Source organism: Streptomyces niveiscabiei (assembly GCF_033794345.1).
GTDB classification, from domain to species: Bacteria; Actinomycetota; Actinomycetes; order Streptomycetales; family Streptomycetaceae; genus Streptomyces; species Streptomyces niveiscabiei.
This window is the reverse complement of sequence record NZ_JARAYJ010000030.1, coordinates 104,188-125,656: the sequence shown is the minus strand read 5'-3', so window position 1 is coordinate 125,656 and position 21,469 is coordinate 104,188. Positions and strand designations below refer to the sequence as shown.

Sequence of the window (21,469 nt, the reverse complement as noted above, 5' to 3'; positions counted from 1 at the left end):
ATGTTCGTACCCGGACCGGGACAAGAACCCGTCTACGGCAGAGAAGACATCAAGGAAGCACTGAAGCCCTACCTCGCCTCGCCCAGCACCATGGAAGTGACGGCCGCGTCGGTCCACCAGAACGGGGACCTCGCGATGGTCCAGCCGTCCTGGCGGATCACCAGCGAGAGCGGCATCGTGGAAGGAAAAGCGGTTGAGGTGATGAGGAGGACGGCCGAAGGCGACTGGGTCTACATCATCGACAACCCCTACGGCGTCTGATTCCCGTCGCCCCGGCATCACCGTCGGGCGACGGGACCACCTCACGGCAGCGGCGGCCGTATCGGCTTTCTCGATACGGCCGCCGCCTGCTGTCCGGCGACGGTGACACGGTCATGAACCGCCGCGATCCGGGGGAGTACGCGTGGTTGAACTCGGTGACCGCGAGGTCGAGGTGGTCCAGGGTTCCCGAGCCGAGGGAAGACGCCTCTGGCCTGGCGGACAGGTCACGGCGCCCGCGAACCAGCCCGAGTCGGCTGTCGGCCTGGTCCGGGCCCAGGTCCAGTAGCGCAAGACAGCTACCGGGACAGAGGGCCACTCCCGTTTCGTGGCCATCGCGGCCGTGGTCGCGGTGCCGGCTCTTCCGGCGCATCACCGACCCACGAGGCATCGCCCTGACCGCATCCCACATCCGCATCCGCGAACCCCTGACCATCCGTCAGACCTCATGCGGCGTGAGGCGCAGGGGAGCGCGACGTGCGCCGGTATCTGTCCGGGGGCGCGCGGCGCCTGATGAGTCCGGTGATCCACGAGGGTGAAAGCAGGGCCGTGCTCCGGACCTGTCCGGCGTTGCGCATGGGCAGTCCGCTCGGCGGCCTCAGGATGGCGACCGTTCTGACCGCCACCTGTACGCCTCTGATGTCCGAGGAGTTCCGCATGTCGCTGTCCGCCCGCTCGGCCGCCCTGCTCGCCACCACTCTGGCGTCGCTGACGCTCGCCGTACCCGCACACGCCCAGATGTCCGCAGCCGCTGCGGCGGTGACGTACGACGTACAGATCCACGTGTGCGACCGATCGGGGGCGGGCACCGACGACAACGTCTACGGCAGGCTCCGCAACGCCACGAACGACGCGTCCGCATGGGTGCTCCTGGACAAGTCCTGGTACAACGACTTCGAACGCAACGACAACGACACCTACCGGCTCGGCGCTCCCGACGGCTTCGGCACCGTCACCGGGGTGGAGATCTCCAAGGACGGCGGCAACGGGCTGTGCCTGGACCGGATCGTCCTCCGCGAGCCGGGCGCGGACACCGTGGGTGTCTGGCGGCACGACGACATCGCCGCCTACTGGCTCGACCAGAAGGACGACTGCTCCAGCGCGGCCGACTACTGCCTCGGCAACAGCAACGTCTTCGGCCTGCGCTACGAGCAGGCGGAAGCGCGCGGCGTCCCAGGCGCGACGGCGACGGCCGTGAACGAACCCCACGGCTCGCAGCGGCACGGTGCCGTCCGCGCCGCCTCGGCTCCCCAGGACGACGACGGCGACATCATCGTCCTGGGGGACGGCCAAGGAGGCGCTTTCCCCAACATCGTCTCCGACGGCGGCGGCGAGGACGACGGCGAAACCGTCATCGTGGGCGACTGAGAGACCGGCGCGAAGGCTCCCGCCACCCCGCAGGGCCGGCCGTCGCGGGAGCCGGGCCCTTTCCGGCACGGCCGTCATCACGGGGGGGGAGGTGGGGTGAGGACGTGGACGCGGTGTTCGTGGCGGACCTGATCCGGGTGTGGAGCTCAGCTATGTCCTGGTCGCCGAGGGGCAGTTGGACGACGCGTTCCTGGAGTCGCTGGTGGACCGCGTCCTGCTCCCGGTCCTCGCGCCCCGGCGGTGATGGCTCAGGGTGTGCGCGCGGTCCACCGCGTATGCGTCGGCCGGAGGAGCGCCCTGCCGCGGGACGAGCCCGTCAGCAGATGACGCTGCGGATGACCTCACCCGCCTCCATCGCGCGGAAGGCGTCGTTGACCTCGTCGAGCCGTATCCGCCGGGAGACCGCGGACCCGATGTCGAGCTGTCCGCTCTCGGCCAGCGCCACGAGGTCGGCGAAGTTCCGGCGGATCTGGACCGAACCGTAGAACGAGCCGATGAGGCGCTTCTCCTGGAGGAAGAGCGGGACGGCCGGCAGGGTGATCGTGGCGTCGGCCGCGGTCATCCCGACGACGACCGTGGTGCCCCGGCGTCGGGTCGCGTCGTACGCCTGCATGATCACTTTCGGGTTGCCGATCACCTCGAAGGCGTAGTCGACACCGCGCCCGCCGGTCGCCTCGCGGATCTGTTCCACCGGGTCGGCACCGTTCGGGTCGACGAGGTCGGTGGCCCCGGCCCGCCGGGCGTGCTCCCGTTTCATCGGGACCGGGTCGACGGCGAAGATACGCGCCGCGCCCGCGATCCGGGCGCCCTGCATCACGAACTGGCCGACCCCGCCGCAGCCGAACACCGCCACGGTCGCCCCGGGTTCGACCCGGGCGGTCCACAGCGCGGCGCCCACGCCGGTGGTCACGCCGCAGCCGATGAGAGCGAGCTGCTCGCTCGGCAGATCGGTGCGCACGGGGACGACGGCGTGCTCGTGCACGATCATCTCCTCGGCGAACGTGCCCAGCCCCGACATGCCCACCGGACGCGACCCGTCGGACCGGGTGACGTGGCCGGCCCCGTTGCCCACGTACGTCTCACAGTGGTTGGACTCTCCGCGCACGCAGTACCAGCACTCGCCGCACTCGGGGACGAACGAGGCGATGACCCGGTCACCGGCCTCGACCCGCCGTACGTCGGTGCCGACGGCGGTGACGACTCCCGCGCCCTCGTGACCGAGGATCATCGGCGGCGCCCCCGCCGGGCCGGCTGCCTCTGCCGTCGCCCTGAGCGTCGACAGATCGCTCCTGCACACGCCGCTCGCCTCGACGCTCACCCGGACGTCGTGCGGGCCGAGGCTGTCCAGCGTCACCTCCTCGATGAGGAGTCCGGTCTCCGGAGGGGTGAACACAGCTGCCTTCATGACGTGCTCCTGTCGCTGTCGACGCGCGTGCCCTTCGGCACGTGCACCGCTTTCTTCTCGATGAACTGGGCGAAGCCTTCGGGGCCGTTCTCCCGGCCGACACCGGAGGACTTGAAGCCGCCGAACGGCGCGCAGTTCTCCATGCCGAAGGCGTTGACCCCGTAGTTCCCGGCCCGGACCCGCGCGGCGATCTCCATGCCGTGGGCGAGGTCGGCGGTCCACACTGTCCCGGAGAGCCCGTAGGGCGTGTCGTTCGCGATCGTGACCGCGTCGTTCTCGGTGTCGTAGGGGATGACCGAGACGACGGGCCCGAAGATCTCCTCCTGGGCGACCCGCATACGGTTGTCGACGTCGCGCAGCAGGGTCGGCTCCACGTACCAGCCCCGGGTCAGCCCCTGGGGCCGGCCGCCGCCCAGGACCGCCCGCGCGCCCTCGGACATGCCGCTCGCGACGTAGTCCTCCACCCGGTCCCGGTGCTGTTCGCTGATCAGCGGGCCGAAGACGGTCTTCGGATCGTGCGGATCACCGACCGGCATGGCGGCCATGGCGTCCCCGAGTGCGTCGACCACCTCGTCGTAGCGGCTGCGCGGAGCCAGCACCCTGCTCTGTAGGACGCACGCCTCACCGTTGTTCAGGCATGCGGCACCCGCCAGAACCGGTATCACGGCGGGCAGGTCGGCGTCCTCAAGGACGATCGCGGCGGATTTCCCGCCGAGTTCGAGACTGTAGCGCCGCAGGTCACGAGCACAGACCTCGGCGACGCGGATCCCCGTGACGGTACTGCCCGTGAAGCTGACCTTGTCGATCCCCGGGTGCGCGACCAGTGCCGCGCTCACCTCGCGTTCCGCGGGCAGGATGTTGACCACGCCCGGGGGGAACCCGATCTCCTCCAGCACCTCGCCCAGGACGAACGAGTGCAACGGCGTCAGAGGATCGACCTTCAGCACGACGGTGCAGCCCGCCGCCAGCGCGGGCGCCAGCTTCATGAACGCGATGGCCAGCGGTGAGTTCCACGGCAGGATCGCCGCCACCACTCCGACGGGCTCGCTGCGCACGACGACGTCGGCGTACGCGCCCTCGCGCAGCTCGGCGAAGTCGTAGTGCTCGATGAAGTCGGCGTAGTAGGTGAGGAGGCCGATGGACGAGTCGGCCCTGCTGGCCGTGGCGGGCAGGCCGGCCTCGTCGGTGAGGACGGTGCTGAGCCGGCTGTTGTGGACGCGCAGACCGTCGGCCAGCCGGCGCAGGTGCCGGGCCCGCTCGGCCGTGGGCAGGTGCGGCCAGGGACCGGTGTCGAACGCGGCACGCGCTGCCGTGACGGCCCGGTCGAGGTCGGCTCGGGACGCGCTCGGCGCCGATCCGACGGATTCTTCGGTACTCGGAGAGATGACGTCCAGGCGTTGCGTGGAGTCCGGGGTGACCCAGTCCCCTCCGATGTACAGCTTGTGGAAAGCGGTCAAGGCGATGTCTCCCGGTGGGGGTGCCGGTCCGGGCCGACCGAGGTGCCGGCCCGGACCTCGTGATCGGTCAGTCGGTGGGGACGTCGATGTTGTAGACCTTGGCCGCGTTGCCGCTGAGCAGCTTGACCCGGTCCTCCCACGGCACGTCGTTCTCGCCCAGCGCCTTGGCGATGCCGTTGAGCGGCTGCGGGTAGAGGCAGGTGGGGTGCGGGAAGTCGGTCTCGAACATGCAGTTGTCGATGCCGAGGCGGCTGATGTCCTTCAGGAAGTCGCCCTGCGACTCGAACCAGAAGCAGGCGTAGATGTTGCGGCGGAAGTAGTCCGACGGCTTCATCGACAGATGGTCGACGTTGTTCTCGACGGCCTGGTAGTCCAGGGCGTCGAGGATGAACGGGATCCACCCGACACCGCTCTCGACGGAGACGATCTTGAGGCGGGGGTGCCGGTCGAGCAGGCCCGAATAGATGATGTTGGAGATGATGCGGGCGTTGTAGATGTAGAGCATCGTCGAGCCCAGGGCGATCTGCGTGTCCCAGTCCAGGGACGGCCAGGGGCTGCTGCCGGCGTAGCTGTTCTGGGAGACGCTCGCGCCGATGTGGAAGTTGACGGACAGGTCGAAGCTCTCGCAGGCGTCCCAGAACGGCGCGTAGTACGGCTCCGAGAGGTCGGGGTGGCCCTGGTTGTGCGGGTCGGCGTTGGTGTTGACGCCGTGCAGTCCCAGATCGTGGATGCGCTGGACCTCGGCGACGGCGAGGTCGATGTCCCACCACGGGGTGATGCCGAGGCCCATGATCCGGCCGCCCGACTGCTCCTGCATCTCGGCCATGGCGTCGTTCCAGATCCGCAGAACCGTCAGCCGCAGTTCCGGGTCCTCGATCCGGGCCATGGCCTGCCCGCCGAACCCGACCGCGTTGGGGTAGAGGATCTGCCCCCAGATGCCGACCTCGTCCATGAGGGTGAGGCGGGGTTCCACCAGGCTCGCGGCCGGCGAGACCTCGGTGAGCGGCCAGTGGACGAAGTCCGCTCCCCTGACTTTCTGGTTGGACTTGTTGATGACGCTGGCGCCGCCCGCGAAGCCGAGCGGGATGTCCTCCCCGGCCATCCAGACGGGGGACGTGTCGGAGTCCTCGGTGTTCTTCGGGCGGAACACGCCCAGCTTGGCGAGTTCGGAGTTCTTGACGTGGACGACGCGCGGGACGAGGTCCCGGTACTTGGACGGCGCCCGGGAGGTCCACAGGTCACTGGGCTCGGTCAGATGGGTGTCGACATCGATGATCCTGATGTCCTTGATCGATTCCAGCAGGGGGTGGTCCCGGTCCAGCGGAAGTTCGGTGCTGCGGTCGTCGGTGACGGTCATGCCGGTGCCTTTCTCGGAGGTCGGTCGGGTGAGGCGGGGGGCTGTGTCCGGTGTCAGATCACCCCCTTGCGGGAGAGGTCCTCCATCTCGTCCGCTGACAGGCCGAGCAGCTCGCCGTAGACGTAGGCGTTGTCCTGGCCGTAGTCGGGTCCGCTGCGGTCGAACCGGCCGCCGATGTAGGCGGGCGTCTCGCTGAACCGGACGGGGACCTCCTTCACCGGCCAGCGGCCCATCTCGGCCTGTTCGACCTCCACCAGCCAGTCCAGGTGGGCGAGTTGGGGATCGGTCTCGTAGCGGTCCTGGGCCGTCTGGCAGACCCCGGCCGGTACCCGCGCGGCCTGGAGTTCTTCCATGAGCCGGAACGGTTCCCACCGCGCCGTGGCCGCCGCGAGCAGCGTGTCCAGGCGGTCCTGGTGCGCCAGCCGGTCCTCCGGCGTGCTCAGCTCGGGGTCGGCGGCCCACTCCGGCACCCCGAGGACCCGGGTCAGGGCGAGCCACTGCTCCTGGTCGAACGCGGCGATCGCGATCCACCGGTCGTCGCCCGCTGCCGGGTACACGCCGTGCGGGGCCGCCGGCAGGTAGGGCGAGCGGTTGCCGTAGCGGGACCAGGAGCGGCCGTTGACCGCGTGGTCGAGCACGGCCGTGCCGGTCAGGTAGAGCCCGCACTCGACCTGCGAGGAGTCGATCCAGCAGCCCTCGCCGGTGGTGCGCCTGCGGTGGAGGGCGGCGATCATCGCGGTCGCCATCTGGTAGGCGCCGAACCAGTCGAGGTAGGAGTAGCCGATGCCGGCCGGCGCGTAGGGCTCGGGCAGCCCCGACATGTCGGAGATCCCCGACATGGCCTGTGCGGTCGGCCCGAAGGCGCGCAGCCGCTGGTAGCGCCCGTGCTGGCCCATGCCGGACTGCTGCACGTAGATGATCGCTGGGTTGAGCTTGCGCAGCTCCTCGTATCCCAGCCCCATCCGCTCCATGGTCCCCGGGGAGAAGCCCTCGACGACCATGTCGGCGTCCTTGATCAGCTCTTTGAGCAGGTCGAGGGCCTGGGAGTCCTTCAGGTTGAGGCTGATGCCCCGCTTGCCCGCGTTGATCTCCATGAAGGCGCCGCTGCGGTTCACGCTGGTCGTCGGGGACGGGACGATCGGTGCCTGCGCCCGCTCGCGCTCCGCCCGGCCGCCGTCGGGCAGCATGCCGAGGCCAAGGCGCATCCCGTCCAGCCGGGACAGGTGCTCGACCTTGATCACCTCGGCCCCGTGGGCGGCCAGGAACCGGCCGGCGCCCGCGCTGGCGAGGAACCAGCTGAGGTCGATGACCCGGACACCGGCCAGCGCGAAGGGTTTTCCGTGCCGGCTGAGCACCGGTTCGGACGCGGCCTTCGCCGATGGGACGGCGCGCGGGGTGAGGCGGACGGTTTCGAGGCCGGCGAGCACCTCGGCGGTGTGCTCGCCGAGGAGCGGCGCGCGGGGGCCGGTGCGCCACGGCAGTCCGGGGCTGTACCACTTCGCGCCGATCTCGGTGAAGGTCCGGCCGAGTTCGGGGTGTTCCACGTCGATGAAGGCGCCGCGCTCGCGCCAGTGCTCGTCGGCGGCGTTCTCCTCGGGCCTGCGGACGGGCGCCCAGGCCATCCCGGCGGCCTGGCCCTCCTTCCACAGGTCCTTGTCGAAGGTGAATCCGGCGACGAACCGGTCGACGGCCGCGTTGATGTGGTGCATGGTCTCCGTCCTGGCCAGCAGGGCGGGGTCGTCGTACTTCTCGTCGAGGAGGTCGCCCGCCATCCCGTAGGGAGCGAGCACGCCTCCGACGGAGGCCGCGCCGGAGGTGAAACCGGGCAGGTAGGTCCGGTACGGCAGGACCCAGCGGCCGTCCTTCGTCCGCGAGATGCCCGGCGTCGTGGCCGCCGCGCCCGTACCCGAGTCCCGCTTGCCGAAGGAGTGACGGCACGTCAGACGCTGATGGGGCGTCCTGTTGTAGACCCAGTCCGGCAGATCGGTCTCGGTGTTCTTCGCGACGGCCTCGTGCACGGCCGACGACAGCTCCTGCCCCACCCCGGTCTCCAGCCGGTAGCAGAGGGCCACCATGATCTGCGCGGCCATGATCTCCCCGGTGATGTGGTAGGCGTGCCACATCTGGGGCGCCACCGGCGGGGTGTCGTAGGTGCCGGTCGGGTTCGGGTCGTACCCGCAGTTCATGACCACGCCGCCCAGGGCCAGGTGGATCAGGTCACTGCCCACATGGTCGGCCCAAGGGCCGGTGTCCCCGAACGGGCTGATGCGGGCGTACACCAGGCCCGGGTGGGTGCGGCGCAGTTCCTCGTAGCCGAGTCCCCGGTCGCGGAGGTAGTCGCGGTGCCGGGTGTCGAGCAGGACGTCGGCGGTCCGCACCAGCCGGGAGAACTGCTCGCGCCCCTCGGGGGTCTCCAGGTCGAGGACGATCGCGCGCTTGCCGAAGTTGTAGTGCCAGAAGTGCAGACTGCGGTCGGGGCCGGGCCGGTCGTCGGCGAACGGCCCGATGCCGCGGGTGCGTTCGCCGCCGGGGGGTTCGACCTTGATCACGTCCGCGCCGAGGCCGGCGAGGACCTTCCCGCAGTACTCGCCGAGTTCGTCGGCGATCTCCACCACGCGGACGCCGGTCAGGAAGCTGCCGGTCTCGGCATCTCGTTCGGTCACCGTGGTCCTCCTTCGTGTGGTTCGGGGCGCCAGAAGGCCGCCAGGGTGATCACGCCCGCTGCGGCTCCGAGGCCGGCTGTGAGGGCGAGTCCGGCCCATCCGCCGACGTGCGTGCCGGTGTGGTGGCCGACGGACCAGGCGCCGGCTCCCAGCGCGCCGAGTGCGCAGGAGGCGACGATGATCATGAGGACGTACTCGTAGCCCTCGCCCGGCCGGAAGACGAAGAAGCCGTTGCGCAGGTGGTTCGTCACCAGCGCGACGAGCATCGTGCCGACCACGGCCGCAGCCGCCGGCGAGGTGAGCAGACCGAGCACGAGCAGCAGGCCGGCGGCGAGTTCGGTGGCGGTGGCGAGGAGGGCGTTGAGGCGGCCGGGGCGTACGCGGATGGACTCGAACCAGCGGGCGGTGCCCGCGATGCCCCCGCCGCCGAACGCGTGGTTCCAGCCGTGCGCGATCATCGTGCCGCCCACCGTCAGACGCATCAGCAGGGCGGCGATGTCCGTGCCCGCCGCGGCGCTCACCGGGCCGCTTCCCGCGCGGCCGGGCGGCGGAACTGCGGCACCGTCCAGCCCACGTGCTCCTCGAAGCAGACCTCCAGCGGCTCGCCGATCGTCAGCGTCGCCGGATCGGCCCCGACGATGTTCGAGATCATCCGGACGCCCTCCTCCAGATCGACGACGGCGATGACCGCGGGGCCGTCGAACCCGGGGGCGGGAGGGTGGTGCAGGATCGTGTAGCTGTAGAGCGTGCCACGGCCGCTGACGTCGCTGACCTCCCAGTCGAGCGAGTGGCACTCGGGGCAGGCGGGGCCGGGCGGGTGACGCAGCGCGCGGCACGCGCGGCAGCGCTGGACCGCCAGCCGGCGGTCGAAGGCGGCGTCCCAGAAGAACCGGGTGTCGGGGTTCACCGCCGGGCGCGGGCGACCCGCCGCAGGGGCCCTGGTCATCGTGGCCGGCTCCTTTCCGCAGGTCATGCCGTCCGTCCCAGGACGACTCCGCTGGTGGGGGCGTGCGAGCCGCCGGTGACGACGGCGTGGGCGGCGCCGGGGACCTGGTTGACGGCGGTACCGCGCAACTGGCGTACCGCCTCGGTGAGTCCGTTGAAGCCGTGGAGGTACGCCTCGGACAACTGGCCGCCGTTGGTGTTGGTGGGGATCACCCCGTCGATCTCGGTGCCGCCGTCCCTGATGAGACCGGGGGCCTCGCCGGGGCGGCAGAACCCGAGCGCCTCCAGCTGCATCAGCACCGCCGGACTGAAGTGGTCGTAGAGCAGGGCGACGTCCATGTCCCGGGGCCCGAGCCCGGACCGCGCCCACAGCTGGTCGCCCATCACCCGCGTCTCGGCCGCGACGGCGAGGTCGTCCCGGTAGAGCGGGGCCACGCCGTACTGCCGCGGGCCCACCCCCATCGCCGCGCCGAGCACGGCGACGGGCGGCCGGCGCAGGTCCTTGGCGCGGTCCGGCGCGGTGAGGACCAGGGCGATCCCGCCGTCGCTCTCCTGGCAGCAGTCGAAGAGCCGCAGCGGGTCGGCGATCATCCGCGACGATTGATGGTCGTCCAGGGTCAGCGGCCGGTCGTGGAAGAAGGCGTGGGGGTTCTTGTTCGCGTAGGCGCGCTGGACGACGGCCTGGCGGCCGAAGTCCTCCGAGGTCGCGCCGTACTCGTGCATGTAGCGGCGGAAGCTCGGCGCGAAGAACGCGGCCGGTGTCACCATGCCGAAGGGCGCGGCCCACGACAGGGTGACCGCCGCGGCGGTGGCCGCTCCGTCGCCCGCGTAGCGCGACGGCTGTCCGAACCGTCCCTGCGAGCGCTCGTTCATCGCCCGGTAGCAGACGACGGTCCGCGCGCTGCCGGTGGCGATCGCCATCGACGCCAGCGCGAGGGTGCCCGGCCCGCCACCGCCGCCACCGGAGGTGCGCGCGAAGAACGTCAGCGCGTCGAGTCCGAGGTAGTGGGCGACGGCGGGCTCGTCGTTGTCGTCCATCGTCATGGTGACGAGTCCGTCGACGTCCGAGGGGGCGAGGCCGGCGTCGGTGAGGGCGAGGGTGCAGGCTTCGAGTGCGAGCCGCAGTTCGCTGCGGCCGGAGGCTTTCGAGAACTCCGTGGATCCGATGCCGACGATCGCTGCCGAGGGAGAGGCGTTCATGAAGCGGCTCCAACTCAAGGAAACGACGCGAGTGCTTTTCCTAATTACCTCAGAGAACACGCGCCGGACGCGCTTGTCAATGAGGTGGGCGGAGACTTGACGCGAGGGGCGTCACGGTCTCTACTGAGGAAAAGGCGCCGTGTCGTTTCCCAACTGTGAGGTCCGAGCCATGACCGTGTCGAGTCAGAAGAAGTCACCAGGCCGTCCGCTGGACGCCCAGCGTGAGGCCGCTTTGCTGGACGCGGCGCTGGAGCTGCTGTCCGAGGTGGGCTACGAGCGGTTGAGCCTGACCGAGGTGTGCCGCAGGGCGGGCGCCAGCACCAAGACGGTGTACCGGCGATGGGCGAACAAGGACGAGCTGATGACGGCGGCGCTGCGCCGTGCGGTCGTGCGGTCGGTGGACGCGCCGTTCGAGGTGGTGGCCACCGGGTCGCTGCGGGGTGATCTGCTGGAGAACCTGCGGGCATCCGCCCAGCGGCAGCGGCAGTTCACCCCGCAGTACACGGCCGGCCTGCTGGTCGCCGCGGCCGGCGGCAGCGAGGCCGGGCAGATGGCCAAAGACCTGTTCCGTGTGCATTACGCCGGTCTCACGGAGACGGTCCTCCAGTGGGCCCAGGAGCGGGGGGAGATCGGCGCGGACGTGGACGCGGTGTTCGTCGCGGACGTGATCCGGGGCGTGGAGCTGAACCACGTCCTGATCGCCGGGGGGCAGTTGGACGACGCGTTCCTGGAGTCGCTGGTGGACCGCGTCCTGCTCCCGGTCCTCGCGGCCGGGCGGGAGGACGCCCGATGAAGGTCAGCGTCGACCTGAACCGCTGCGTGGGCTACGGGCAGTGCGTGTTCGCCGCACCCGACGCCTTCACCCTGCACGGTTCCGAAGCCCTGACCTACGTGCCGAACCCGCCCGACGAGATGCGGGAACAGCTCGTGCGCGCCCAGGTGGCCTGCCCCGTCAAGGCCATCACCCTCGGCGTCGAGGACGCGGACGCACCGGTGGCGACCGGCCCACGCCAGGGCCCGCACGTGGTGGTGGTCGGGGCGTCGCTGGCCGGATTGAAGACCGCCGAATCACTGCGCGAGGCAGGCTTCGCCGGGCGGCTGACGATCATCGGGGACGAGCCGCACCGTCCGTACGACCGGCCGCCGCTGACCAAGGCGTGCGTGAGCGAGAAGCTGCCCCCGGACCGCCTGGAACTGCCGGTCACCCAGACCCTGGACGCCGACTTCCGCCTCGGGGTGGCAGCCGCCGCCCTGGACACCGGCCGCCGCCTGGTGCGCCTCGCCGACGGCAGCAGCATCGGCTACGACACCGTCGTCATCGCCACCGGCACCCGGGCCCGCCCCTTCCCCGGGGGTGCCGCCGACGGCATCACCGGAATCCTCACCGTCCGCACCCGCGACGACGCCGCCGAACTCCAGCGCCGTCTGGCCCTGCCGCCCCGCCGGGTGGCCGTGATCGGCGCCGGCTTCCTCGGCGGTGAGCTGGCCTCCGGGTGCCGCGAACTCGGCCTGGACGTCACTCTCGTCGAAGCCCAGGACACCCCGTTGCAGGGGCCCTTGGGCAGCGTGGTCGGCTCCGCGGTCGCCGGCCTGGCCCGCGGCAGAGGCGTCGACCTGCGCCTGGCCACCACCGTCGAGGGCTTCGAAGCCGACGACACCGGTGCGCTGCGGCGGATCCGCCTGTCCGACGGCGCCACCGTCGAAGCGGACCTTGCCGTCGTCGCCCTGGGCGCCCAGCGCAACGTCGAATGGCTCGACGGTTCCGGTGTGCCGGCCGACGCCGCCGGGGTGCGGTGCGACGACCGCTGTCGCGCCCTCGACGACCAGGGCGAGATCGTGCCGGACGTGTACGTGGCCGGCGACGTCGCCGCCGCCCCGCACCCCCTCCTGCCCGGCCGCCTGCTGTCGGTGGAGCACTGGAGCAACGCCCGCACCCAGGCCGAGACGGTTGCCCGCAACATCACCCGCCCAGACGGCCAGGACCCGGGCCCCCACACCGGCCTGCCGTCCTTCTGGTCCAGCCAGTTCGGCGTGAACATCAAGGGCGTCGGCCATCCCGGCATCGCCGACCGCGTCGAGATCGTCCAGGGCGCGCTCGGCGAGGCTTCCTTCAGCGTGCTGTACGGGCGCGGCGACCGCACCGTCGCGGCGGTCACCTTCGACAACGGGCGGCACCTGCCCTACTACGAGTCCCTCGTCCGCGAGGGCGCGCCGTTCCCGGCCGGGTTCTCCGCCTGCGACGACAACACCTCCCACGCCGTCCACCCGGTCGGCCGCTGAGCAGCCCCTTCCCCGAAGCCCCGCACCTACCGGAAGTGAGGAACGGCCTCATGGCATCCACCCTGTTCAAGCAGATCCTCCACCCCGACAGCCGTGCCCACCCCTGGGACCTGTACGCCGAGCTGCGCAAGGAAGCGGTCTCCGTGCAGGACGACGGCACCTATGTCGTCAGCCGGTACGAGGACGTGAAAGCGCTGCTGAGCGACCCGCGCATCTCCTCGGACGTCGGCAAGGCGACCCCCGGCACCCGGATGACCGTCAACGTGCCGACCCCGGGGACGGCCCCGACGTTCATCATCCGCGACAACCCCGAGCACGACCGGCTGCGCGGGCTGACCATGCGCCACTTCGGTCCGCCCGCGCGCCCCGGCGGTGTGGAGGACTACCGGCCGATGGTGGAGCGGCTCGTCCGCGAGCGCCTCGACAACCTGATGGGCCGGGCCGAGTTCGACCTGGTCGAGGAGTTCTCCCACCCCATCCCCGTCCGGGTGATCTGCCACATGATGGGCATCCCCCTGGAGGAGGGCGCGAACATCCTCAGCCCTCTCCTCGGCGACGTCGAACGGGAATTCATGATCGACCCGTCCGACGCCGAACTGATAGAGATACGGAGCCGCCACCAGGAGCAGGCGATCGCCTACCTGAGCACGCACGTCGAGCGGCTGCGGGAGAACCCCGGGGACGACATGCTGTCCCGGATGATCCACGACGAGGGCCCGGGCGCCCCGCTCGACCTCCGGGAACTGCTCGGCACCGCCCTCATGATCTTCGGCGCCGGGCACGAGACCACCGTCAACCTCATCACGAGCAGCATGCTTCTCCTGCTGCGCCACCCGGACCAGCTGGCCCGGCTGAAGGCCGACCCCTCGCTCGCGTACGGCGCCGTCGAGGAGACCCTGCGGATGGAGCCGCCCGCGCACATGCGGCCTCGCGCCGCCACCGCCGACATCCGGGTCGGCGACCAGGTGATCCCCAAGGGCGCCTCGGTCATCCTGAACCTCGCCGCCGCCAACCGCGACCCGCGCCGTTTCACCGACCCGGACACCTTCGACATCACCCGCCCCGACAACGCCCACCTCAGTTTCGCCGGCGGCACCCACTTCTGCTTCGGTGCCCCGCTCGGCCGGATGGAGGGCCAGATCGCGGTCCGGGAGCTGAGCCGGCGCCTGGCCGGTCCCCGCCTGCTCCAGGACCCGCCGCCCTACCGCGACTCACCCGATCTGCGCGGCCCGTCGGAGCTGTGGCTCGGGGTGAAGGAGGTCCTGCCCGCCTGACGGCGGGCCGGGAGACCAGCATGAGGAGCCCGGGCCTGCGGCGCCGGGCTTCCCTGACGGCCGGAATGACCAGTTCAGACCCTCATCAACAGAGAGGGACGGGCTGTGACCGCTGTCCCGCAGCCGACCGGACTTGAGCCGTACACCATCCACATCCCCCAGGATGTCCTGGACGACCTGAGGACCAGGCTCAGGGTGACCCGGTTCGCCCCCGCCCCCGGCAACGAGAGTGAGGTCTACGGCCTTCCCACGGCCTACCTGCGCCCTCTCGTCTCGTACTGGGCCGAGGAGTTCGACTGGCGTGCCGTGGAGAAGGAGCTGAACACTTGCACCCACCACCGCGTCGATGCCGGGGGAGCCCCGGTGCACTTCCTGCGTGAACCGGGCAGAGGGCCGGCTCCCGTTCCGCTTCTGCTCCTGCACGGCTGGCCCTGGACGTTCTGGGACTGGAGCAAGGTGATCCGGCCGCCTACGGCGGCGACCCCGCCGACGCCTTCGACGTCGTGGTGGCTTCCTCGCCGGGATACGCCTTCTCCACGCCGCTCACCAGCGAGCGGGAGAACTTCGTCAGCATGGCCGACCAGGGCAGCCTGGTCGGAGCCCAGCTGGGGCACAAGTACGCGGACTCCCTGTACGGCATCCAGTTGTACGACGAGATGCCGCTGAACATGTTCCAGGGCGACCGGTTCTGGGACGTGACCGCCGAGGGTCTCCGCCGCAGATGCGACAACGGTGGCGCACGTGGAGCGACCTGCGCGCCGGCTTCGACGAGGTCTTCCCCGTCGACCACATCCTCACCAACGCCACCCTGTACTGGGCCAACCAGGCCATCGGCTCGTCCATCCGGACCTACCGCAACATGAACCTCTACCCCTGGACACCCGCACACGACCGCACACCGCCCATCGAGGCACCGACCGGCTTCACGATCCTGCTCGGCGAGGCTCACCCGCCCGGCACGTACACCCCCGAGGAGCGTGCGGCGCTGGTCGGCCGGACCGGCTTCTACGGCGACATCCGCGCGGTCAACGTGCACGAAACGGGCGGTCACTTCGGCCCCTGGGAGAATCCTGGAGCCTGGATCCACGACCTCCGCTCCGCCTTCCGCGAACCGCGCTGACGCCTTCGGCGATCGACCGGGGCGGGGAGTGCCGGGGCCGCGTGCCCTGAGCGGGCGACGGAGTTTCGGGGTTCGCCCGCGAACTCCCGGTGAGCCTGACGCGGCAGGCGCGGTGCCGCACCTGGCGGGTGGATCGGCCGAGCTGACCACTCGACGGCCGAATCAGATGCGACATGCCCTGGAGGCCCCCTCGGGGCAGGAGCGAACGGACGTCACCTTCACCCCCGTGGTCGGGCTGATCGTCCGGTGCACGGGTGACCAGCAGTCCGGCTGGTGGCGGACGGTGGCGGCGTGCGGTCTGCGTTGAGTTTCTGCACCCGCGGGCCTGCGACGTCCATGTCGTAAGAAACCGGAGAAGGTGTCGGTGACGATCCAGCCGGTGCCGTCGGTGGCCGTGACGGCGTCAAAGTCGTGGGCCAGGGGGTCGCAGGCGGCGCGTGTCGGGTCGTCCCGTGGTCGCGCGCCGCCGTGTTCGTCGCTGGGGCGGCTTCCGACCCTACGCCTTCTGTCCCGCCCGTCGTCTGCGGGCGGGACGAGATGTGCGTGGCCGGTCATGAGTCGAACGTGTACAGGTTGGGATCGGGTGAACGGGGTGCGGCTCAGGCCGACTGCCAGTCTCATGAAGATCCCGAAGACCCAGCCTCCTCCGCGTCAGCGTCGGCGCGTGAGCCTGCTCTGTGAGCGGCCGACCGCTCCGCGAAGCGTTGAGCGGCTGCCGGTGGGGAGGAAGGCGCCCCAGGCCCGGAGCTGAGACCCGCCGCGCCCTCACCGTCGTACCCGAAGGGCGATGGCATCCCTGACGTGTGCGTCTGCGAGTTCGCGGCTGGAGGCGACGCGGGGAGTCCGGTGGGCGGGCGGTCTCAGTGAGGACGGCGGCCTCGGACGTGGTCGCTGCAAGGCGGGGACGGCTTCGCGCTCGGTGGACACGATGCCGCCACGAAGACGAGTCGTATCTGGTCGGAGGCGGCGGCGGTGACGCCGACGAGGATCTCGTCGGGTCTTCGCCGACACAGCACCGGTGACACCCTTGCCAGGGTTCCGACATGACGGAGCCGATCAGCAACGCCCATCAGAGCACGGTCGCCTGACTTCTCCTCAGCGGTGTCCCTCCTGCGTTCTCCGGCCCTGCCGTCGCCCTGGCGTCTGACGACGTCCATCGGTCCGGCTCCCGCGGCCGGGAGAGCTGACTGCTCGCGCCCACGCGGCGGAGCCGCAGATCGGATACGGCCCCGTGCCCCTTTCAGCGGTGAACTTCACCAGGACCGCTCAGGCGGCTGCTATGCCGTTGTCCACCGGCAGGACCACGCCGTTGATGCTGCTCGCCGCGTCCGACGCCAGGAAGACGATCGCCGCGGCCGGTTCGTCCGCTTCGGAGCAGCGGAGGTTCTGCCGATACCCGGCGAGGACCCTGAGGCCGTGCGTCCCCTCGTCGACGCCGGCGTTGGTGCGGATTCCGGAGCCGCCGTACATGACCGCGAGGGACTGGGTGAGCCCGATCACGCCGTGCTTGGACATCGTGTAGACGGCGCCGGACGCACTCCCGCTCCGTGGGCACCCGCCCGCTCGGCGTGGCGACCCGCTGGGCGTCGTTCACCCTGGCGTCCAAGGGGAACCGGATTCCGTGAGGAGGCTGTCCAGCCTTGCGCACCAGGCGCCAAGGCACCCTGATGGACTACGGAAGGTGGTACGAGGCGATGGTCAGTGCGGCGCCGTGTCGTCCGCTCGCTTTCACCCGTCCAGGCATCGGCAAAGCCGACTGCGTCCTGTGGCCCGGCTCATTTCTCCGCGAGCCCGGCCGCTCCGCCCCGGTGACCCGCCACCACAGCCCGGGTCGCCGTCGTCGCGCGGGCGGCGATCTCCTCCACGGCCCGCTCCGACGCGCCGAACTCCCCGTCGAGCAGCCGTGCCGCGTACCCGCGCATGAGCGAGCAGATCGCGTCCAGCAGGGCGTGGGCGGACTGCGCGTCGGGAGCCAGCTCCAGCGCGGACGGCAGCAGCAGGTCCGCCAGCGCACGGTTTCCCTCGCGCAGTTCGGGGTTGGCTTCCAGCAGGGAGGGAGCCGTCAGCAGCTCGTACCCGCCGCGGAGGTCGGCGGCGACGCGGATGTACGCGGCCACGACCGAGGTCAGCCGTTCCGTCGGCGTCGTCGCGGTGCCGAGCACCTCCAGGAAGAGTTCCTTCACCCTGTTCTGGATGTCGAGAGAGGCGGCGACCAGCAGAGCGTCCCGGTCGGCGAAGTGGCGGTAGGGGGCTCCCGGACTGACCCCGGTGCGGCGCGCGGCCTCGATGACGGAGAAGCGGCGCACCCCCACCTCGTCGACGATCTCCAAGGTGGCCCGGACCAGAGCGGTGGCGAGGTCGCCGTGGTGATAGTTGTCGCGCCCGCGCCCCCGCTCCGTCCTTGCCATTCCCGCAGTTTACCGAGGCAGACCGGGACCGAGGCGCCCGGCCGCGAGCGCCTGCCGGGACCGTTCGAGGCGCAGCGGCAGGTCGCGTACGCGCACCCCGGTGGCGTGGTGGAACGCGTTGGCGATCGCCGCGGCGGTGCCGACGATCCCGACTTCGCCGATGCCTCTGACGTCGGTGGGGCTGGACGCGTCGCCCGGCTCGCTCAGCCACACCGCCTCCAGGTCGCGGATGTCGGCGTTGGCCGCGAAGTGGTAGGAGGCGAGGTCCTGTTCGGTGAAGTCACCGAAGTCCGGGGCGAGTTCGCCGCTCTCCAGCAGGGCCATGGACGCTCCCATCGTCATGGCTCCGAGGAACTGCGAGCGTGCCGTCCTCGGATTGAGGATCCGGCCGGCCGCGAACACCCCGAGCAGCCGGTCGAGCACGATCTCACCGGTGTCGGTGTCCACCCGCACCTGCGCGAACTGCGCCCCGTGCGTATGTCCGGCCGTGTGCTCCCCCAGGTCCCCGGCCGTGTCGGCCGGCACCTCGAGACCGCTGTCCGGCACCGTGCCGCCGCGCGCGAAGAGCTCCGCCGCCAGCGAGCGGCACGCCTTGTACACGGCCCGGCTCCACGAGGCGGTGCCCATCGACCCGCCGGCGGCTGCGGCGAAGCCGAACGACGCCCGCCCGATGTCGAGGCGGACCCGGTCGAGCGGCGCACCGAGCGCGTCGGCGGCCACCTGGTGGAGCACCGTGCGCGCGCCCGTCCCGATGTCGGCGGCGCCGACCGTGACCCGGTACGTGCCGTCCGGCTCGACGCGCGCGCGGGCGTGGGTCCGCATGGCGGCGTACGGGTGGTAGGAGACGGCGACGCCGGTGCCGACCAGCCAGCGGCCCTCCCGCCGCGCACCGGGAGAGGGGTCACGCCGGTCCCAGCCGAACCGTGCGGCGCCCTCACGCAGGCAGGCGGCGCGTTCGTGAGCGCCGTGCCTCTTGGGCTGGTTGCGGATCCGCAGTTCGATCGGGTCGATGCCGAGAGCGCAGGCCAGTTCGTCCATCGCCGACTCCAGCGCGAACATCCCCGGCGTGTACCCGGGGGCGCGGAACCAGTTGGGCGGCGGCACGTCGAGCGCCGCCACCCGGGCCGTGGCGCGCAGGTGGGGTACGGCGTACAGGGTCGAGGTGGGGGCCACCGTCTCCTCCGTGTACTCCAGCAGCGTCGAGCACTGCTGGACGGCGTCGTGGTCGAGAGCGACGAGCCGCCCGTCGCGGTCGGCGCCGAGCCGCAGCCGCTGGATCGTGGGCGAGCGGTAGGGGACCAGGGACACCATCTGCCGCCGGGTCAGCGCGATCTTCACCGGGCGCCCGACGGCGCGCGCCGCGAGGGCGGCGAGGACGGTGGGGACGCGCGGCATCGCCTTGGAGCCGAAGCCGCCGCCGACGTACTCGGAGACGACCTCCACCGCCGACTCCTCCAGGCCGAACAGCGTGGCGATGGCCTGGGCGCTGAGGTACGGGGCCTGGTCGCTGTTGTGCAGCGTCAGCCGGTCCCCGTCCCAGGAGGCGATGGTGGCGTGCGGTTCCAGCGGGCTGGCGTGTGCGGCGGGGGTGGTGTAGGTCGCCTCGACGCGCACCGGCGCGTCCGCGAGTGCCTGGTCCACGTCGCCGAACGCCAGAGCGGCGGGCAGACCGACGCCCATCGTCTCCGGCTGGCGTATCGCTTCGTGATCGGCGCGCAGCACCACGTCGTGCGGCTGCCGCTCGTACGTCACACGCACCGCGGCGGCGGCCTCGCGGGCCGCTTCCAGGGAGAGGGCCACCACCGCCGCCACGACCTGGCCGCGATGGGCCACCTCGGAGGACTGGAGAACGTACAGGTCCTCCAGGGAGACGAAGGCGCTCCTGGCGCCCGGCCGCAGCCGGGGCACGTTGTCCTGGTCCAGGACCGCGAGCACGCCGGGCACGGCCAGCGCGGCGGACGGATCGACCTCCCGCACCCGGCCCCGGGCGATGGTCGCGCCGACCGGCCAGACGTAGGCGACGTCCGGCACCGGGTACTCGTAGGCGTACCGGGCTCTGCCGGTGACCTTGTCGAGGCTGTCGGCACGCACCACCGGGGCGCCGACAGCGGCGTGTTCACTCCGTTCGGCTGTGGTCATCGTCGCTCACCGGTTCCGGTCGGTTCCGTGGCCAGGTCCCGGACACATGCGGCGACCAGGTCGCGGGCGAGGTCGAGCTTGAACGCGTTGTCGGGCAGCGGGCGCGCCCCGGCGAGTTCGGCGTCCATCGCCGCGCGCACGGCGTCGTCGTCGGGCCGCCGCCCGCGAAGCAGCGCTTCGGCGGTCCGGGCCCGCCAGGGCCGCGGGGCGACGCCTCCCAGCGCGATACGGATGTCCCGCAGCGCGCCGTCGTCGCCGACGGACACCGATACGGCGGCGCTGACCAGCGCGAACGCGTACGACGTGCGGTCGCGTACCTTCCGGTAGCGCATCGCGGCCCCGGACGGGGGCGGCGGCACCTCCACACCGGTGATCAGATCGCCGGGCGCGAGCAGGGTCTCCCGGTGCGGGGTGGAGCCGGGCAGCAGGTACAGATCCTCGACCGGCACCGCGTGCGCGCCGCCGTCGGCGGAGCGCACCCGCACCGTCGCGTCCAGTGCCACCAGGCCGACGGCGAGGTCGGAGGGGTGGGTGGCCACGCAGTGGTCCGAGGTGCCGAGGACGGCCAGCTCCCGGTGCGCGCCGTGCACGGCCGGGCAGCCGGTGCCGGGGGAGCGCTTGTTGCAGGGTTTGGTGACGTCGTAGAAGTAGCCGCAGCGGGTGCGCTGGAGCAGGTTGCCGCCGACGGTGGCGGCCGAACGCACCTGTCCGGACGCCCCGGCGAGCACGGCTGCGGCGATCAGCGGGAAGCGGCGGCGGATGCCGGGGTCCCCGGCCAGCGGGGCGTTGCGCACCGCCGCGCCGATCAGCACGGACCCGTCGGCGCGGTGCTCGATCCGGTCGTAGGGCAGCCGTGAGACGTCCACCAGGAGGCGGGGGCTCGTCACGCCGAGCTTCATCAGGTCCACGAGGTTGGTGCCACCGCCCAGGTAGACCGCGTCGGGCCGTCCCGCGACCAGCGTCTGGGCCTCCTGTGCGTCCGTCGCGCGTACGTAGGCGAACTCCCTCATGCCGCGCCCCTGCTGCTTTCGGCCGCGGCGTCGAGGACGGCCGCGACGATGCCGCCGTACGCCCCGCACCGGCACAGGTTGCCGCTCATGCGCTCGCGGACCTCGTCGGCGTCCAGTTCGACCACGTCCGCCGCGAGGTCCTCGGTCACGTGGCTGGGCCAGCCGCGTTCCGCCTCCGCCAGGGCGCCGACGGCGGAGCAGATCTGGCCCGGGGTGCAGTAACCGCACTGGAGTCCGTCATGGTCGCGGAACGCCTGCTGCACCGGGTGCAGCCTGTCGCCGTCCGTCAATCCCTCGACGGTGACGATCTCCCTGCCCTCGGCGGTCACCGCCAGCGTCAGGCAGCTGTTCACGCGCTCGCCGTCCACCAGGACGGTGCAGGCGCCGCATTGGCCGTGGTCGCAGCCCTTCTTGGTGCCGGTGAGGCCGAGCCGCTCGCGCAGGGCGTCAAGCAGGGTGACGCGGTTGTCGAGGGTGAGGCGGTGCTCGCTCGCGTTGATCCGCAGCGTCACGGCACTGCTCGGGGAGCCCTGCCGGTGGGGGGCGACGGAGCTGTCCGGAGGTGAATGTGAGAGGCTCATACAT

General features: G+C 71.4%; 20 protein-coding genes and 2 pseudogenes. 9 read left to right on the top strand and 13 right to left on the bottom strand.

All coding sequences use genetic code 11. The annotated features are described in order from the left end of the window. The 3 genes from PV682_RS32430 to PV682_RS32420 form a co-directional block, all read left to right on the top strand. Positions 1 to 261, top strand: a 261-nt coding sequence (locus tag PV682_RS32430; protein WP_319735329.1) for a YybH family protein, incomplete at its 5' end; no start/stop codon positions are given. 142 nt (positions 262 to 403) lie between these two features. After that, positions 404 to 547: a hypothetical protein gene (locus PV682_RS32425; RefSeq protein ID WP_319735328.1), complete on the top strand. Its 144-nt coding sequence runs from the start codon at positions 404 to 406 to the stop codon at positions 545 to 547. Between the two features lie 188 nt (positions 548 to 735). Continuing rightward, on the top strand, positions 736 to 1,626 hold the full coding sequence (locus tag PV682_RS32420) for a PLAT/LH2 domain-containing protein (RefSeq protein ID WP_319735327.1): 891 nt from the start codon (positions 736 to 738) through the stop codon (positions 1,624 to 1,626). A gap of 316 nt (positions 1,627 to 1,942) precedes the next feature. On the opposite strand, the gene PV682_RS32415 is transcribed toward PV682_RS32420, so the two are convergent. The 7 genes from PV682_RS32415 to PV682_RS32385 all read right to left on the bottom strand — a co-directional run bounded on the left by PV682_RS32415 (position 1,943) and on the right by PV682_RS32385 (position 10,653). Next, positions 1,943 to 3,031 (bottom strand): Zn-dependent alcohol dehydrogenase, encoded by a 1,089-nt coding sequence (locus PV682_RS32415; protein ID WP_319735326.1) that lies wholly within the window; start codon positions 3,029 to 3,031, stop codon positions 1,943 to 1,945. Continuing rightward, positions 3,028 to 4,488, bottom strand: a complete 1,461-nt coding sequence (locus tag PV682_RS32410) for an aldehyde dehydrogenase (RefSeq protein WP_319735325.1) — start codon at positions 4,486 to 4,488, stop codon at positions 3,028 to 3,030. Before PV682_RS32410 ends, PV682_RS32415 begins: the two co-directional genes overlap by 4 nt. A 67-nt stretch (positions 4,489 to 4,555) precedes the next feature. Then, positions 4,556 to 5,845 (bottom strand): amidohydrolase family protein, encoded by a 1,290-nt coding sequence (locus PV682_RS32405; RefSeq protein ID WP_319735324.1) that lies wholly within the window; start codon positions 5,843 to 5,845, stop codon positions 4,556 to 4,558. 53 nt (positions 5,846 to 5,898) lie between these two features. Continuing rightward, a complete protein-coding gene (locus PV682_RS32400) occupies positions 5,899 to 8,508 on the bottom strand; it encodes a CaiB/BaiF CoA transferase family protein (protein WP_319735323.1) in 2,610 nt (869 codons plus the stop codon). Continuing rightward, positions 8,505 to 9,029: a DoxX family protein gene (locus tag PV682_RS32395; RefSeq protein WP_319735322.1), complete on the bottom strand. Its 525-nt coding sequence runs from the start codon at positions 9,027 to 9,029 to the stop codon at positions 8,505 to 8,507. Before PV682_RS32395 ends, PV682_RS32400 begins: the two co-directional genes overlap by 4 nt. Continuing rightward, positions 9,026 to 9,454 carry a Zn-ribbon domain-containing OB-fold protein gene (locus PV682_RS32390; RefSeq protein ID WP_319735321.1) on the bottom strand — a complete coding sequence of 143 codons (429 nt, stop codon included), beginning with the start codon at positions 9,452 to 9,454 and terminating at the stop codon, positions 9,026 to 9,028. Before PV682_RS32390 ends, PV682_RS32395 begins: the two co-directional genes overlap by 4 nt. Positions 9,455 to 9,477: 23 nt before the next feature. Further along, on the bottom strand, positions 9,478 to 10,653 hold the full coding sequence (locus PV682_RS32385; RefSeq protein ID WP_319735320.1) for a thiolase C-terminal domain-containing protein: 1,176 nt from the start codon (positions 10,651 to 10,653) through the stop codon (positions 9,478 to 9,480). 169 nt (positions 10,654 to 10,822) lie between these two features. On the opposite strand from PV682_RS32385, the gene PV682_RS32380 reads away from it, so the two are divergent. From PV682_RS32380 to PV682_RS32365, 4 genes and pseudogenes are all read left to right on the top strand, one after another. Then, the gene (locus PV682_RS32380) at positions 10,823 to 11,446 is read left to right on the top strand and encodes a TetR/AcrR family transcriptional regulator (protein WP_319735319.1); all 624 of its coding nucleotides are present in this window, start codon (positions 10,823 to 10,825) and stop codon (positions 11,444 to 11,446) included. Next, complete coding sequence (locus tag PV682_RS32375) at positions 11,443 to 12,933, top strand: FAD-dependent oxidoreductase (RefSeq protein WP_319735318.1); 1,491 nt, start codon at positions 11,443 to 11,445, stop codon at positions 12,931 to 12,933. The genes PV682_RS32380 and PV682_RS32375 overlap by 4 nt, the downstream gene beginning before the upstream one ends. Positions 12,934 to 12,983: 50 nt before the next feature. Then, positions 12,984 to 14,207 carry a cytochrome P450 gene (locus PV682_RS32370; RefSeq protein WP_319735317.1) on the top strand — a complete coding sequence of 408 codons (1,224 nt, stop codon included), beginning with the start codon at positions 12,984 to 12,986 and terminating at the stop codon, positions 14,205 to 14,207. A 105-nt stretch (positions 14,208 to 14,312) separates the two neighbouring features. After that, a pseudogene (locus tag PV682_RS32365) lies at positions 14,313 to 14,594 on the top strand (epoxide hydrolase N-terminal domain-containing protein); the annotation flags it as partial. Positions 14,595 to 14,676: 82 nt separating this feature from the next. Here PV682_RS32365 and PV682_RS32360 read toward each other — a convergent pair. Further along, on the bottom strand, positions 14,677 to 14,877 hold the full coding sequence (locus PV682_RS32360) for a hypothetical protein (RefSeq protein WP_319735334.1): 201 nt from the start codon (positions 14,875 to 14,877) through the stop codon (positions 14,677 to 14,679). A gap of 51 nt (positions 14,878 to 14,928) precedes the next feature. Between PV682_RS32360 and PV682_RS32355 the strand changes: the two genes are divergently transcribed. Beyond that, complete coding sequence (locus PV682_RS32355) at positions 14,929 to 15,327, top strand: hypothetical protein (RefSeq protein ID WP_319735316.1); 399 nt, start codon at positions 14,929 to 14,931, stop codon at positions 15,325 to 15,327. 166 nt (positions 15,328 to 15,493) lie between these two features. Next, positions 15,494 to 15,634: a hypothetical protein gene (locus PV682_RS32350; RefSeq protein WP_319735315.1), complete on the top strand. Its 141-nt coding sequence runs from the start codon at positions 15,494 to 15,496 to the stop codon at positions 15,632 to 15,634. A 959-nt stretch (positions 15,635 to 16,593) separates the two neighbouring features. On the opposite strand, the pseudogene PV682_RS32345 reads toward PV682_RS32350, so the two are convergent. The 5 genes and pseudogenes from PV682_RS32345 to PV682_RS32325 form a co-directional block, all read right to left on the bottom strand. Then, a pseudogene (locus PV682_RS32345) lies at positions 16,594 to 16,869 on the bottom strand (SDR family oxidoreductase); the annotation flags it as partial. A 233-nt stretch (positions 16,870 to 17,102) separates the two neighbouring features. After that, positions 17,103 to 17,735 carry a TetR/AcrR family transcriptional regulator gene (locus tag PV682_RS32340; RefSeq protein ID WP_319735314.1) on the bottom strand — a complete coding sequence of 211 codons (633 nt, stop codon included), beginning with the start codon at positions 17,733 to 17,735 and terminating at the stop codon, positions 17,103 to 17,105. Between the two features lie 9 nt (positions 17,736 to 17,744). Next, complete coding sequence (locus tag PV682_RS32335; RefSeq protein ID WP_319735313.1) at positions 17,745 to 19,874, bottom strand: xanthine dehydrogenase family protein molybdopterin-binding subunit; 2,130 nt, start codon at positions 19,872 to 19,874, stop codon at positions 17,745 to 17,747. Next, positions 19,871 to 20,884, bottom strand: coding sequence for an FAD binding domain-containing protein (locus tag PV682_RS32330; protein ID WP_319735312.1), 1,014 nt, complete (start codon positions 20,882 to 20,884; stop codon positions 19,871 to 19,873). The genes PV682_RS32335 and PV682_RS32330 overlap by 4 nt, the downstream gene beginning before the upstream one ends. Then, positions 20,881 to 21,465 (bottom strand): 2Fe-2S iron-sulfur cluster-binding protein, encoded by a 585-nt coding sequence (locus tag PV682_RS32325; protein WP_319735311.1) that lies wholly within the window; start codon positions 21,463 to 21,465, stop codon positions 20,881 to 20,883. Before PV682_RS32325 ends, PV682_RS32330 begins: the two co-directional genes overlap by 4 nt. Positions 21,466 to 21,469 lie beyond the last annotated feature (4 nt).

What these genes read in the sequence shown, in the direction of transcription:
- PV682_RS32415 (WP_319735326.1), bottom strand. Translation starts at nt 3,031, where the DNA reads ATGAAGGCAGCTGTGTTCACCCCTCCGGAGACCGGACTCCTCATCGAG.
- PV682_RS32405 (WP_319735324.1), bottom strand. Translation starts at nt 5,845, where the DNA reads ATGACCGTCACCGACGACCGCAGCACCGAACTTCCGCTGGACCGGGAC.
- PV682_RS32390 (WP_319735321.1), bottom strand. Translation starts at nt 9,454, where the DNA reads ATGACCAGGGCCCCTGCGGCGGGTCGCCCGCGCCCGGCGGTGAACCCC.
- PV682_RS32385 (WP_319735320.1), bottom strand. Translation starts at nt 10,653, where the DNA reads ATGAACGCCTCTCCCTCGGCAGCGATCGTCGGCATCGGATCCACGGAG.
- PV682_RS32380 (WP_319735319.1), top strand. Translation starts at nt 10,823, where the DNA reads ATGACCGTGTCGAGTCAGAAGAAGTCACCAGGCCGTCCGCTGGACGCC.
- PV682_RS32375 (WP_319735318.1), top strand. Translation starts at nt 11,443, where the DNA reads ATGAAGGTCAGCGTCGACCTGAACCGCTGCGTGGGCTACGGGCAGTGC.
- PV682_RS32370 (WP_319735317.1), top strand. Translation starts at nt 12,984, where the DNA reads ATGGCATCCACCCTGTTCAAGCAGATCCTCCACCCCGACAGCCGTGCC.
- PV682_RS32360 (WP_319735334.1), bottom strand. Translation starts at nt 14,877, where the DNA reads ATGTTCAGCGGCATCTCGTCGTACAACTGGATGCCGTACAGGGAGTCC.
- PV682_RS32355 (WP_319735316.1), top strand. Translation starts at nt 14,929, where the DNA reads ATGCGACAACGGTGGCGCACGTGGAGCGACCTGCGCGCCGGCTTCGAC.
- PV682_RS32350 (WP_319735315.1), top strand. Translation starts at nt 15,494, where the DNA reads ATGCGACATGCCCTGGAGGCCCCCTCGGGGCAGGAGCGAACGGACGTC.
- PV682_RS32340 (WP_319735314.1), bottom strand. Translation starts at nt 17,735, where the DNA reads ATGGCAAGGACGGAGCGGGGGCGCGGGCGCGACAACTATCACCACGGC.
- PV682_RS32335 (WP_319735313.1), bottom strand. Translation starts at nt 19,874, where the DNA reads ATGACCACAGCCGAACGGAGTGAACACGCCGCTGTCGGCGCCCCGGTG.
- PV682_RS32330 (WP_319735312.1), bottom strand. Translation starts at nt 20,884, where the DNA reads ATGAGGGAGTTCGCCTACGTACGCGCGACGGACGCACAGGAGGCCCAG.
- PV682_RS32325 (WP_319735311.1), bottom strand. Translation starts at nt 21,465, where the DNA reads ATGAGCCTCTCACATTCACCTCCGGACAGCTCCGTCGCCCCCCACCGG.